Annotated in this window: 13 protein-coding genes; 10 read left to right on the plus strand and 3 right to left on the minus strand. The window is 40.1% G+C overall.

Going from position 1 to position 13,671, the window contains the following annotated elements; translation table 11 throughout:
- Positions 1–187 precede the first annotated feature (187 nt).
- A complete protein-coding gene (locus ACEW8U_RS22145; protein ID WP_373524238.1) occupies positions 188–379 on the plus strand; it encodes a hypothetical protein in 192 nt (63 codons plus the stop codon).
- A gap of 80 nt (positions 380–459) precedes the next feature.
- Here ACEW8U_RS22145 and ACEW8U_RS22150 read toward each other — a convergent pair whose 3' ends face one another.
- The 3 genes from ACEW8U_RS22150 to ruvB form a co-directional block, all read right to left on the minus strand.
- Positions 460–1,632 carry a hypothetical protein gene (locus ACEW8U_RS22150; RefSeq protein ID WP_373524239.1) on the minus strand — a complete coding sequence of 391 codons (1,173 nt, stop codon included), beginning with the start codon at positions 1,630–1,632 and terminating at the stop codon, positions 460–462.
- A 48-nt stretch (positions 1,633–1,680) separates the two neighbouring features.
- Positions 1,681–2,625, minus strand: a complete 945-nt coding sequence (gene queG, locus ACEW8U_RS22155; RefSeq protein ID WP_373524240.1) for a tRNA epoxyqueuosine(34) reductase QueG — start codon at positions 2,623–2,625, stop codon at positions 1,681–1,683.
- 382 nt (positions 2,626–3,007) lie between these two features.
- Entirely contained in the window at positions 3,008–4,039 is a 1,032-nt protein-coding gene (gene ruvB, locus ACEW8U_RS22160; RefSeq protein ID WP_373524241.1) for a Holliday junction branch migration DNA helicase RuvB, read from the minus strand.
- A gap of 159 nt (positions 4,040–4,198) precedes the next feature.
- On the opposite strand from ruvB, the gene ACEW8U_RS22165 reads away from it, so the two are divergent.
- The 9 genes from ACEW8U_RS22165 to ACEW8U_RS22205 all read left to right on the plus strand — a co-directional run.
- A complete protein-coding gene (locus tag ACEW8U_RS22165; protein ID WP_373524242.1) occupies positions 4,199–5,260 on the plus strand; it encodes an FAD:protein FMN transferase in 1,062 nt (353 codons plus the stop codon).
- 11 nt (positions 5,261–5,271) lie between these two features.
- A complete protein-coding gene (locus tag ACEW8U_RS22170) occupies positions 5,272–6,045 on the plus strand; it encodes a zinc permease (protein ID WP_373524243.1) in 774 nt (257 codons plus the stop codon).
- Between the two features lie 134 nt (positions 6,046–6,179).
- Positions 6,180–6,602: a helix-turn-helix domain-containing protein gene (locus tag ACEW8U_RS22175; RefSeq protein ID WP_373524244.1), complete on the plus strand. Its 423-nt coding sequence runs from the start codon at positions 6,180–6,182 to the stop codon at positions 6,600–6,602.
- A 161-nt stretch (positions 6,603–6,763) separates the two neighbouring features.
- Entirely contained in the window at positions 6,764–7,027 is a 264-nt protein-coding gene (locus ACEW8U_RS22180; protein WP_373524245.1) for a DUF4212 domain-containing protein, read from the plus strand.
- Positions 7,028–7,047: 20 nt separating this feature from the next.
- Positions 7,048–8,733 (plus strand): sodium:solute symporter family protein, encoded by a 1,686-nt coding sequence (locus tag ACEW8U_RS22185; RefSeq protein ID WP_373524246.1) that lies wholly within the window; start codon positions 7,048–7,050, stop codon positions 8,731–8,733.
- Between the two features lie 92 nt (positions 8,734–8,825).
- Positions 8,826–9,182: a response regulator transcription factor gene (locus ACEW8U_RS22190; RefSeq protein WP_373524247.1), complete on the plus strand. Its 357-nt coding sequence runs from the start codon at positions 8,826–8,828 to the stop codon at positions 9,180–9,182.
- A 32-nt stretch (positions 9,183–9,214) separates the two neighbouring features.
- Positions 9,215–11,107 carry an acetate--CoA ligase gene (gene acs / locus ACEW8U_RS22195; RefSeq protein WP_373524248.1) on the plus strand — a complete coding sequence of 631 codons (1,893 nt, stop codon included), beginning with the start codon at positions 9,215–9,217 and terminating at the stop codon, positions 11,105–11,107.
- 33 nt (positions 11,108–11,140) lie between these two features.
- A complete protein-coding gene (locus ACEW8U_RS22200) occupies positions 11,141–13,087 on the plus strand; it encodes a DUF294 nucleotidyltransferase-like domain-containing protein (protein WP_373524249.1) in 1,947 nt (648 codons plus the stop codon).
- A gap of 1 nt (position 13,088) precedes the next feature.
- On the plus strand, positions 13,089–13,671 hold a 583-nt coding region (locus ACEW8U_RS22205), incomplete at its 3' end, for a PolC-type DNA polymerase III (protein ID WP_373524250.1).

Below are 13,671 nucleotides of genomic sequence, written 5' to 3' on the forward strand. Positions count from 1 at the left end.
CGCCACTAAAGGAATAAATATAATTCCGAAAAAGTATACAAAAATCAGGGTGATGGTCGTTTTGATCATGTTGTGTTTTACTTATTGTTCGCAAATTAACTTTATATTTTAAACGCAACAAACCTAATTTAGTGTCGTACCAATATGTGTTGTTGTTTAGTCTTTAACCTACAAAATTCTTTGAAACATGCTTGAATACGTAAAGACCATCTTAATGAAAGTTAGTTTTGACAAAAGACTCTTCGAGAAAGAGTTGAGGAAAGCTCTAAATCTGTTGATGCCAACAGAAATACAGGAATTCAAGGACTGGTGTTATAGGAAGTTTTCCAACAATTACGAACCTGTTCTGGATAAATATTTTATCAATCTGGCTGGTTGAAAGAAAGCCCCGTAAGTCGGGGCTTTATTTTTTTATCATCTTCAAAACAATATTCTAATCAAAATGCAGGCTTTTTCCAATTACTCCAAAATTGGATGCCTTTCAAAAGACTTATTTCTATCAAACAAATACCTGTAAGTAATTAGATTTCTGCTTTTTTTGCTTCCCAGATTTTTTGAAATATTTAGGATTTTAGGATTGAAATCACCTTGCCAGTAAAGCTCGAGATTTTTGTAGGAGCGTGTTGATTTGATGACTTTTTCTGCTTCTACAATCATATAGTAATCCAATCCGGAACCTTGGAATTCAGGTACTATTCCGAATGCTAGGCCAACAAAGCTGCGGTTTTTACCAAAAGTTTTTATGAGATAGAACTTAAGTTTTGCCCATAATCCAAATTGCCCGCCGAGGTGCTTGATAATTTGGTTGATGTCCGGAAGATTTAGCCACATCACCACGGGTTCATTTTTGTGATAAACAAACCACATCAATTTTTCATCCAAAACAGGCTTCATAGATGTCAAAAGTTTGAGCGCTTGTTGGGCAGAAAGTTCCTTGTTCCCTTCATGTTTTGCCCATGCCTTATTGTACACTATGCTCAGGTCATTAGCAAATTTAGGTAATTGATTTTTTTTGATATGGACAGCCTTGAAGTCAGGATTAGCGTCAAATTTTTTATGTGCTTCATAAAATTTTGGATCAAGTTGGTGGGAATTCGAAGCAACGGAAAGACTCCAGCATATTTGGTTATAGAAAGTCCTGAAACCATATTCCTCATAAAGCTTTTGGTAATATGGAGGGTTGAAATTCATATTATATATCGGTGGATGGAAACCTTCCGTAAGGACTCCCCACCACTTATCCCGATCACCAAAGTTGATAGGCCCATCCATTGCCTGCATACCCCTCTGAATTAACCAGGCTTTCGCGGTATCAAACAATAGATTAGCGGATTCCTGATCCTCGATACAATCAAAAAAGCCAATACCTCCGACAGGAAATTGATCACCTTTGTTTTTATATCTTTTGTTGACAAAAGCGGCGATGCGGCCAATCAGATTTTCATTATTATCCCGTAGTATCCACCTTATCACCTCACCGTTTTGGAGATACTTATTTTGTTTGGGGTCAAAAGCAGACAGCACATCCTTATCCAAAGGCCTTATCCAGTTGGGGTCTTTTTCATTGATTAGGATATGGACCTTGATGAATGCTCTTTCATCATTTTTTGACAATACTTCAGTTAACATCATAGCTTTGGTGCTGATGTGACAAAATTATTCAATATTCCAAAAACAAGGTCAAAGGTTAAATTTAATATTTCTTAAAAAACCATTATAGCCTGTCCTTTTAACAGCAGATTTTGCAAAAACCTTTTGGAAAGTTTCTTCTGTAATTTCCATCCAATCTCTTGCATCCATTTTTTTCAAATCCGGATGGAGGTTAAACTGACTCTCTTCATGTGGACTAGAAAAACTGTTCCATGGACAAACATCCTGACAGATATCACATCCAAAAACCCAGTTTTCAAACTTCCCTTTCATCTCATATGGGATTTGGTCTTTGAGTTCTATTGTAAAGTATGAAATACACTTCGATCCATCTACCACCCCAGGCTGAACTATGGCGTCAGTCGGACAGGCATCGATACATTTGGTACAGGTTCCGCAATAGTCCTTTGTCATGGGTGCATCGGGACTTGCTTCTATATCAAGTACTAATTCTGCTAAAAAGAAAAAGCTACCCATTTGCCTGTTCAAGAGTAGACTGTTTTTCCCCAACCATCCAATTCCTGACTTTTGGGCCCATTGCCTTTCCATGACCGGAGCTGAGTCCACAAAAGCCCGCCCATGGATTTCCCCTATTTCATCTTTGAGATGTAGCAGAAATGATTTCAGTTTGTCCTTGATGACGAAATGGTAATCCGTCCCGTATGCATACTTTGCTATTTTAAAATCCTTTTTGTCTTCAGAAAGTTGTTGTTCGGGATAGTAATTATAGATTAAACTAACCACTGTTTTCGCCCCTTCGACCAATTTGGTCGGGTCGAGTCTTTTGTCAAAATGATTGGCCATATAGGCCATTTGCCCATGGTAGTTTTGATTAAGCCAAGCTTCAAGTTTTGGTGCTTCTTCTTCTAAAAATTCCGCTTTAGCAATCCCACAAAAATCAAAGCCCAGATTTTTGGCATAGGATTTTATAACCCGGGCGTATTTGTCTTTTTGAAATTGGGAATTATTGGACATAATTTATTGTGTAAATGACTTTGTCACGTCCTACTAAATATACTTGAGGAATTTTTCCTAATTTAAAAGCTTCCTTACTTCTTATGAGGATTTTTAAATCGTTCGTACAGCACTTTAGGGAGGTGATTTCAATTTTATCCCGGCAATAAATTGCCGGGCTATGATTTCGGACATGCCTACGGCATTTTTCTCTTTGCTGATTTACAATGGGTGAGGCCAATGTGAGTGTCTTCACACACATCATACCTTAATCCCCAAATTTCATTCCCCAAGGCTAAAACCGACACCTACATTCTACCCTTTCTCCCCAATATCCCATTCCCCAAATCTAAAATCTAAAATCGACCTTCTACCTTCATCCCTCATCCTTCTACCTTCCTCCTTAAAAAAGGCTTCCCATCTGACCCCCAAAATCAGGCTTGATTTTCAGGTGATTGTAGGCCAGTTCAGTAGCCATCCTGCCTCTTGCTGTTCTTTTCAGATAGCCTTCCTGAATCAAAAACGGTTCATATACCTCTTCTATGGTTTCTGCCTCTTCACTGCAGGCTGTTGCGATTGTGCTTAGCCCAACCGGTCCCCCTTTGAATTTTTCGATGATGGTCAATAGAATCCTATTGTCCATTTCGTCCAGTCCGTTTTCATCCACATCGAGTGCATTGAGGGCATATTTTGCAATCTCCAAACTGATGGAGCCATTTCCTTTTACCTCAGCAAAATCGCGGGTTCTTCTCAGCAGCATGTTTGCAATCCTAGGAGTTCCTCTACTCCTTCGCGCTATTTCGTAAGCTGCAATTTCATCAATTGGGGTTTGTAGAATTCCGGCAGATCTTTCCACGATACCTGTCAAAAGTTTCGCATCATAATATTCCAATCTGGAATTGATACCAAACCTTGCGCGGAGCGGAGAGGTAAGTAGACCAGACCTTGTAGTTGCCCCGATTAAAGTAAATGGACTAAGTGAAATCTGGACAGAACGGGCGTTGGGTCCTGAATCCAACATGATGTCAATTCTGAAATCCTCCATTGCTGAATACAGGTATTCTTCCACAATTGGGTTAAGTCGGTGGATTTCATCTATGAAAAGAACATCGCCTTCTTCGAGATTGGTCAAGAGGCCGGCTAGGTCAGAAGGTTTATCCAAAACAGGTCCTGATGTGATTTTAAGACCTGATTCCAGTTCGTTTGCAATGATATGGCTGAGGGTGGTTTTTCCTAATCCGGGAGGGCCATGCAAGAGGACATGATCTAATGGCTCATTTCTTCTTTTTGCAGCCAAAACAAAGATCTTAAGATTTTCCACAATCTTGAACTGACCTGTAAAATCATCAAAACTTAAAGGCCTCAGGGCCTTCTCAATGTCTTTGTCAGAATTATTCAGTTTTTCTTTATCTCCGCTCAAATAATCTTCTCTCATAGCTGTGCATTATGCCCTACAAAGATAGAAATTTAGACCAAGGCAAAAAGATTAAATATAGTATGCTGAAATTAAAGGCAATATTGTTGCATTTCTAAGGTTATTTTGGAACTTTTATTAGAAAAATAGCTTTAACTTTCGGAAAATTTACCCTTCTCCATGCGCAGCAACGCCAACAAAAACATTCTTTACTCCATCATTCTTTTATTACTGGTAGCCATTGTTTTCTTATATAGGCAAAATCAGCAAAAACCTGTGGAGGAGATCATTCAGATTACCATAGGAAAAGTTATCCTGTCTGGAAATACTATGGGGACGACTTATAGGATTGTTTATTTGGATAAGGAAGAGCGGGATTTCAAAGTACAGATAGATTCGATTTTGATTGTTTTCAACCAATCTCTTTCTACCTATATTCCTGATTCAGAGCTGAGTATTTTCAACAAAAGTGATTCATTGGTTTTTGAATTGCCTTATTTTTTACCGGTCTTGGAGGCCAGTAAGGATGTTTTCGAAAAAACGGAAGGAGCTTTTGACCCTACAGTGGGCCCATTGGTCAACCTTTGGGGATTTGGGCCTGAAGGACCGCAATTAAAAGACAGTGTGAATATCAATAGCATTTTACCTTTGGTAGGTTTTAATCAAATCGAGTTTGACCAGACCAAAGTCAAAAAAAACAGGCCAGGCATGTACCTGGATTTCAGTGCAGTTGCAAAGGGGTATGGGGTGGATGTTGTCGCAGATTATTTGATTTCAAAAGGAATTCAAAATTTGTTGGTTGAAATAGGAGGCGAATTGGTAGCAAGAGGAGTGAATGAAAATGGAGAACTATGGAAAGTAGGTGTCAATAGACCGGAGGAATTAGGTAGAGCTGATGAGCTTTTCAGCATCATAGCATTAGATAATAAAGGAATGGCCACTTCGGGAAATTACAGAAATTATTATGAAGCCGACGGAGTCAAAATTTCCCATACCATTGATCCATTTACCGGCAGACCTGTTAGACATGGGTTATTGAGTGCAACGGTGTTGGCTTCTGATTGTATGCAGGCAGATGCCTTTGCCACGGCAATGATGGTGATGGGAACAGAAAAAGCCATTGCCTTACAGGAAAAAGAAAAGGATTTTGAAATATTTTTAATTTATAATGATGAAAATGGTGAGATGAAATCTTTTGCCAGTGATGGTATCAAAGCCTATTTATCCTTCGCTCATGAATAATTACCAAGAATATGGCAGTTAATTTTATTTTATTGTTTGCAACAGCTATGGTAGCTGGTGGTTTGGCTTACTTTATCCCTAGTTGGGAGGAGAGGTATTTCAAACTGGTGCTGGTATTTGCCGGATCTTACCTTTTTGCCATTACTGTGCTACATATATTACCCGAGTTGTTTGTGGAATCCGGCGACTCCACCAAGATGGGACTATTCATTCTTTTGGGTTTTCTGCTTCAACAAATCCTAGCCTTATTGTCTACCGGTGTGGAACATGGGCATATCCACCATCCCAATCATCATCATGGGGTTCAAGTTGGTGTTTGGACTATTATGATAGGCTTGTTTATGCATGCCTTCCTTGAGGGAACTCTATTATCTCACGATGGTATTTTGGTGGTTCATAATCATGAGGGAAATGATCACGGTCACCATCATCATCATGGCAACAATAACCTGCTATTGGGAATCCTTTTGCACAAGGGTCCTGAAGCTTTTGCTTTGGTAGCAGTTCTGATGAGTAGTATGAAAAAGAGGTGGGTTTTTGTTTTGTTGGTTATTTTCGCATTTGCTTCACCTTTAGGTATGGTGTTGAGTAACCTTTTTTATGAAAAAAATTTATTGGACAGAAATGCGTTAAATGTATTTTATGGAATGGTGGCAGGAGGATTTTTGCATATTTCCACAACCATCTTTTTCGAAAGCAGTCCTGACCATCGTTTTCATCTCAACAAGGTTTTGATCAGTATTTTGGCATTTGGTCTGGCCATTGCTTTGGAAATGATCCTTTAGTATATTTATATTGCTAATTAGCAAAAAGTCAGTATTTTATTCTGAATGTGTATTTTTCAATCTTATCGTGGACTATATATTGCTAATATGGTATATCTTCGCTAAATTAATGTATCTAACCCAAATTTAGCAAAATGGAGAAAGCAATTTGTCCCAAATGTGATCATATAAAAGTGGTCAAAAGTGGAGTTGTAGGTGGAAGGCAGCGTTTCAAGTGCAAAATGTGCGGATACCACTTTACAGTAAATAAACTTGGTAAATCCATAGACAAGTATTATGTGGTGAAGGCTTTGCAGCTTTATATTGAAGGTATCTCCTACAGGGAAATCGAAAGAATATTGGGTGTCAGCCATGTTTCTGTAATGAATTGGGTCAAGCAGTATAAGATCAAAGCGCCTGAAAGCTATGATTATAGACCAACTTATAAAGTATTAAATCATACAGAATTGGTCAAATTTATAGCCCAAAAGGACAATCTTACTGACACGGGGATGTTGATCACCGAACTTGGAGATAAGTTTATGATTATTAAATGGGAACGATTTAAGAATAGATGATTCAGAATATTATCCTGTTTACTATAATTAATTAACAAATATATATCTCGGTTTTTTTATTTGAATTTCAACTTTTCAATTTGGGTGCTTCTTATTGCTAAAACAAAGCAATTGATCCAATTACAACAAATCCATTTATTCCTATAAAAACCTAAAATATTATGTCAGAAAACAAAATTAAAATGCAGGCTTACTGGAAAAAAAACCTCAGGACCCTGTTTATCCTTTTAGCCATCTGGTTTATTGTTTCTTTTGGATTCGGGATCCTCTTGGTAGAACAACTCAACCAAATCAAAATGGGTGGTTTTAAGCTCGGATTCTGGTTTGCCCAACAGGGGTCTATCTACGTTTTCGTATTGCTGATTTTTGTATATGTGTATAGAATGAATCAGCTGGACAAAGAATTTGACGTCAATGAAGAATAAACCCTAACCTAAAATATAACATGGATATTTTAACATGGACATATATACTTGTCGGTACCTCATTTGCCCTTTATATCGGAATTGCGATATACACTAGGGCAGGGTCAACCAAAGAATTTTATACTGCCGGAGGAGGAGTTTCTCCACTGGCCAATGGCATGGCCACAGCTGCCGATTGGATGTCGGCTGCCTCCTTCATCTCAATGGCAGGTATCATAGCTTTTTCAGGATATGACGGTTCCGTTTACCTGATGGGCTGGACTGGAGGATATGTATTATTGGCTTTGTTGTTAGCGCCTTATTTAAGAAAATTCGGAAAGTTTACCGTTCCTGATTTTGTTGGAGACCGCTATTATTCCAATAAAGCGAGAGTTGTTGCTGTGATCTGTGCGCTGTTTATTTCCTTTACTTATGTCGCAGGTCAAATGAGGGGAGTTGGTATTGTCTTTTCCAGATATTTGGAAGTGGATATCAATACAGGAGTCATCATTGGGATGTGTATTGTCTTTTTCTACGCCGTACTCGGTGGAATGAAAGGGATCACTTACACCCAAGTTGCTCAATATTGCGTGTTGATATTTGCTTACATGGTTCCTGCCATATTTGTATCCATGCAATTGACCGGAAATCCTATCCCTCAGTTGGGACTAGGTGATACCGTTGCGGATGGGTCTTATCTTTTGGATAAACTGGATGGAGTTTTAAGTGAACTTGGATTTGCCGAATATACCAGTGGAAGAAAAGAAATGGTCGATATTTTCGCCATTACGCTGGCGCTGATGGTAGGTACAGCTGGATTACCACATGTGATTGTGAGGTTTTTTACAGTTCCGAGAGTAAAAGATGCCCGTCTATCTGCTGGCTATGCACTGGTATTTATTGCGATTCTTTACACCACAGCACCGGCTGTGGCTGCATTTGGGATTTATAATGCCATTGAAACTGTGGCGGGACAGCCTGTGGATGACCTGCCTGAATGGGTCGGCAATTGGGAAAAGACCAACCTGATTGTAGTGGACGATGTCAACAATGATGGCATTGTTCAATATTCAGCCAACCCTGCTACCAATGAGCTCAAAATTGATAAAGATATCATGGTCCTTGCCAATCCGGAAATCGCAAAGCTACCTAATTGGGTCATAGGCTTGGTGGCTGCCGGAGGGATGGCGGCTGCGCTTTCTACCGCAGCAGGATTGCTTCTGGTAATTTCAACTTCAGTATCCCGTGACCTTTTCAGAACCTTCAAACCGGATATGACTGAAAAGAGGGAATTGTTGATTGCAAGAATTTCAGCTGCAGGAGCGGTGGTTCTCGCAGGATATTTTGGTGTGAACCCGCCTGGATTTGTGGCTGAAGTGGTAGCATTTGCTTTTGGTTTGGCAGCGGCGTCATTCTTTCCCGTGATCATCATGGGGATTTTCTCTAGCAGGATGAATAAGGAAGGGGCAATAGCAGGAATGATTTCTGGTCTTGTTTTTACCATTCTATATATCAGTTACTTCAAGTTTATCAGTCCTGAATTGAATAATGTAGAACATTGGTGGTTTGGAATTTCTCCCGAGGGAATAGGCGCTTTGGGCATGCTGATCAACTTTGTGGTATGCTACGTGGTTTCCAAAGCCACTCCGGCACCACCTCAATCCGTACAGGATATGATACAGGAAATCAGGATTCCAAGGGGAGCTGGTAATGCACAAGAACATTAAAATCTTCCAAGAGATATAAAAGGGACTCCGGCAATGGATTTGTCAAGGTTTCCCTTTTTTGGTATTTCCAAATGGATTAAATTAAAATTCTCATGAACAAGATACTGATAGTAGATGATGAACCCAATATCCTTCTTTCATTGGAATTCCTTTTCAAGAAAGAAGGTTTTAGGGTTTTTATTGCCAGAGATGGGGAAGAAGCAATGGGCATCATCGAGGAAAACCACCCTGAGTTGGTGATTCTTGATATCATGATGCCCAAAGTGGATGGATATGAGGTATGTAAGCATATCAAAGAAAATAATAATGAAGTCAAGGTAGTTTTTTTGACCGCAAAAAGTAAACAACAAGATGTTAAAAGGGGGATGGATCTAGGCGCAGATCTTTACCTTACCAAGCCTTTTTCAAATAGGGACTTGGTTTCAAAAGTTAAGTCATTACTCAATTAAAATCAATTTCAATAACCTAAAATAATTATACAATGAGCGATAGAATTCACACCCTTAGCGGATATTTCTACGAGTACCAGAAGTCAGTGGCAGAACCTGAGAATTTTTGGGCCAGAATTGCAGACTCTTTTTTCTGGCGGAGAAGATGGGACAAGGTTCTGGAGTGGGATTTTGAGGGACCCGATGTCAAATGGTTTGTCAATGCCAAATTGAACATTACAGAAAATATCTTTGAGAGGAATTTGTTTACAATTGGGGACAGGCCGGCGATTATTTGGGAACCCAGTGATCCAGAGGAGGAGGGGAGAACGATCACTTACAATGAATTATATGCAGAGGTCTGTAAATTTTCCAATGCCTTAAAAGCTAAAGGAATTGAAAAGGGGGACAGGGTAATCATCTACATGCCTATGATTCCTGAAGCAGCCATTGCAATGTTGGCCTGCGCTAGGATCGGTGCTGTGCATTCGGTAGTGTTCGCAGGTTTTAGCTCGACTTCTTTGGCAGACCGGGTTATTGATTGTAAAGCTAAGGCCATACTTACTTCTGATGGAAATTACAGGGGGATTAAAAAGATAGCTGTCAAAGAAATTGTTGATGAGGCTCTGGAAAAATCCAGTGTGGAAACAGTTATTGTCTGCAAAAGGACGGGTCAGGATATCACCATGGTAGCAGGTAGGGACCACTGGTGGCATGATGTCATCCAGGACCAAAAATCCACAAATTCGGCGGAAGAAATGGATAGTGAGGACATGCTGTTTATCCTTTATACCTCAGGATCCACGGGAAAGCCTAAAGGTGTGGTGCATACTATTGGGGGTTATATGGTCTATACCAAATATTCCTTTGAGAATGTGTTTCAATACTCTCCGGGTGATATTTATTGGTGTACAGCTGACATTGGTTGGATTACAGGGCATTCCTACATAGTGTATGGCCCCTTATTGGCAGGTGCCACTTCGCTGATGTTTGAAGGAGTGCCTACCTATCCTGATCCGGGAAGATTTTGGGCGGTGATTGAAAAACACAAAGTCAATCAGTTTTATACAGCCCCGACGGCTATCAGGGCTTTGCAGGCTTATGGAACCGACCCGATAGAACCTTATGACCTGAGTTCGCTAAAGGTATTGGGTTCGGTGGGTGAACCTATCAATGAAGAAGCATGGAAATGGTACTATACTCATATCGGAAAGTCCAAGTGTCCTATAGTGGATACTTGGTGGCAGACAGAAACAGGAGGTATCATGGTTTCTCCCATTGCTGGAATAACTCCTACCAAACCTGCATATGCAACACTCCCATTACCGGGGATTCAATTGATGATTGTGGATCCGGAGGGGAAAGAATTGACAGGAAATTCGGTGGAAGGTAATCTCTGTGTCAAGTTTCCCTGGCCTTCGATGATACGGACTACCTATGGAGATCATGACAGGTGTAAACAGACTTATTTCTCAACCTACAAGGGATTATACTTTACAGGTGATGGTGTAAAGCGGGACCATGACGGATATTATCGAATTCTTGGAAGGGTAGATGATGTGATCAATGTTTCAGGCCATAGATTAGGAACGGCTGAAGTGGAAAATGCCATCAATGAGCACCCGCTTGTGATAGAATCAGCAGTTGTCGGTTATCCTCATGATATCAAAGGACAGGGCATCTATGCTTATGTGATCTGTGACATGTCCCACAGGACAGAAGATAACCTAATCAACGAAATCAAGGATATGGTTAGCAAAATCATCGGGCCAATCGCTAAACCTGATAAGATTCAGATTGTGCCTGGATTGCCGAAAACACGTTCTGGTAAAATCATGAGAAGAATACTTCGAAAAATAGCCGAGGGCAGTACGGACAGTATGGGAGATACTTCTACCCTGGTTGACCCGGATGTGGTGACTGCAATTATTGAAGGGAAGAAATAGTGGATAAATTATTTTTAAATAGACCCAACAAGCATGTCCAATGTCATTGTCAACAGAGTCAAAGAATTTTTAAAAAGATACCCACCTTTTTCCTTTCTCAGTGATTTCTCTTTGGAATTGGTCGCGAAAGGAGTGGAGGTGCGCTATTTTGTCAGTGGAGAAATTTTGTTTGAGCAGGGTGAACCTGCTCAAAGCTATTTCTTCGTATTGAAGGAAGGCTCTGTTCAATTGACTGAAAATAAAGAAGGTGTTGCCAAAGTGGTGGAGGTGTGCGATGAAGGAGATGTTTTTGGTGTATTGGCATTGTTGGGGAAAAGGCCCTATATATTAAATGCCCAAACCAGAGAAGAATCCCTGATTTATGCCATTCCTGTAGGTATATTTGAAAAAATTTTACAGGAAAACAGTAGGGTCAGCCTATACTTTGCAGCAGGGTTTGCCTCAGGACAGGTTGTGGTTCGATCAGATCTTTCCCAGTCCCAAAAGGCAAGGATAGCTTTTTCTGAAATTTCCAAAGACAATGGTCTTCTGATTTTTACGGGTCAATCTGACTTGAATTATTCCCACGAAGTACTCACCTGTCAGGCAGGTGTAACAGTAGCGATGGCTGCCAAAAGTATGTCCGAAAAAGGAGTGGGGTCTATTGTGGTAGTAAACCAAAAAAATCACCCGGTGGGAATCATTACCGACAAAGACCTTCGCAACAGGCTTGTGGCAGAAATGAAAAGTTATGATACGTTAGTAGATGAACTGATGACAAGTCCTGTTTTGACCAAGAGCAAGGATGCTGACTTTTCAAGTCTTTATCTGACCATGATCAAACATAGGCTTCATCATTTGATTTTTACTGAAGACGGTTCGCCCAATAGTCCGGTTACCGGCATTTTATCAGATCATGATATTCTGTTGTCCCAAGGAAATAGCCCTGCTGTATTGATCAATGCTTTGATGAACACTTGGGAGATCAAGGAAATGGCAAAAATCCGCGACAGGGCAGAGCGTTTGTTAACATACTATCTTGAGAATGAACTGGCGATGGATTTTGTGGCTAATATCATTTCCGAAATCAATGATATCATCATCCAAAGAGCTGTTCAGATTGCCAAAAATAAGCATGATGCTTCATATCCCAAAGAATCAAAAGTAAAGTTCTGCTTTCTATCATTTGGTAGTGAAGGAAGGGAAGAGCAATTGCTCCGGACTGATTTGGACAATGCCATTGTTTATGAAGATGTACCGGATGCAAACCTTGAAAAGACCAAGGAATATATGTTGCTGATCGGACAGGAAGTGATTGAGATTTTATTGACATGCGGGTTCTCAGCTTGTCCTGCTGATATGATGGCCAATAATCCCAAATGGTGTCAGCCACTGTCTAAATGGAAAAAATATTTCAGTGATTGGATTCTCAGCCCCAATCAGGAAGCGCTATTGCATGCGGCTATCTTTTTCGATTTCAGACCTGTGTTTGGAAACAAGAGTTTGTCAGATGATATGACAGATCACATTTATCAGGAGATAGCCGGAAAAACTATTTTCTTGAATTTCCTGGCCAAAAATGCTTTAATGAACCCGCCACCTTTAGGCTTCTTTAGGAATTTCATCATGGAAAAGTCGGGGGAGCATCGAGATAAGTTCGATATCAAATTGCGGGCGATGATGCCATTGGCAGATATTGCCAGGCTTTTGGTGCTAAGCCACAGGGTGGTTGGGATCAACAATACCTTTAAGCGCTTCGAAAAATTATCAGATTTGGAGCCTAATTATAAAGATCTCTTTTTGGAAGCAGGTAAGGCTTATGAAATTCTGATGCGGATGCGGGCCATAGAAGGATTACGCTCAACTAATTCAGGAAGGTATATAAAACCTGAGTCATTGGGTAAGCTTCATAGACAATTACTGAAAAATACCTTTGCTCCAATAGATGAGCTTCAAAAAATCCTGAGGGTCAGGTTTCAGTTGGACTATTTTGGGGGCTGATATGGGATGGTTTGACTTTTTGAGAAAGGAAAAGATCACAAAAGCAGGATTTGTGGCGGAGTACGAAAAACTGTTTGAAAAAAAGATTCCTTCCATGCGGCCTTTGGATCAATTAAGTTTTGTGGTATTGGATACAGAAACCACAGGATTGGATGCTAAAAATGATCATATTCTTTCCTTTGGAGCCATCAAAGTCAAAGGATACAAAATGAGCGTGGATACAGGAATGGAAATTTACCTTGATGCTCCCAAGAGAAACAAAGAGGCGGTCCAAATCCATGAGATTTTATATTACAATCAGGTATTTCCGCAGGCGGATTTTGTAAGAGAGCTATTAGCCTATATTGGGTCTGATATTATAGTAGGACATCATATTGGTTTTGACCTGCTGATGTTGGAAAAAACATTGAAGCCCTATGGGTTCAAAAAATTCCAAAACCCCTCGATTGATACATTACACCTTAGTTTGAGATTGGAAAAGGGGCCGAACTATGACCTAAATTTGGGAAAGCCCGGAGAACATTCCCTTGACAGTCTTTGCCAAAAATATGGTATTTCCCTGGATGATAGACATACTGCTGCCG

It is taken from the genome of Aquiflexum sp. (assembly GCF_041751335.1).
GTDB lineage: Bacteria > Bacteroidota > Bacteroidia > Cytophagales > Cyclobacteriaceae > Aquiflexum.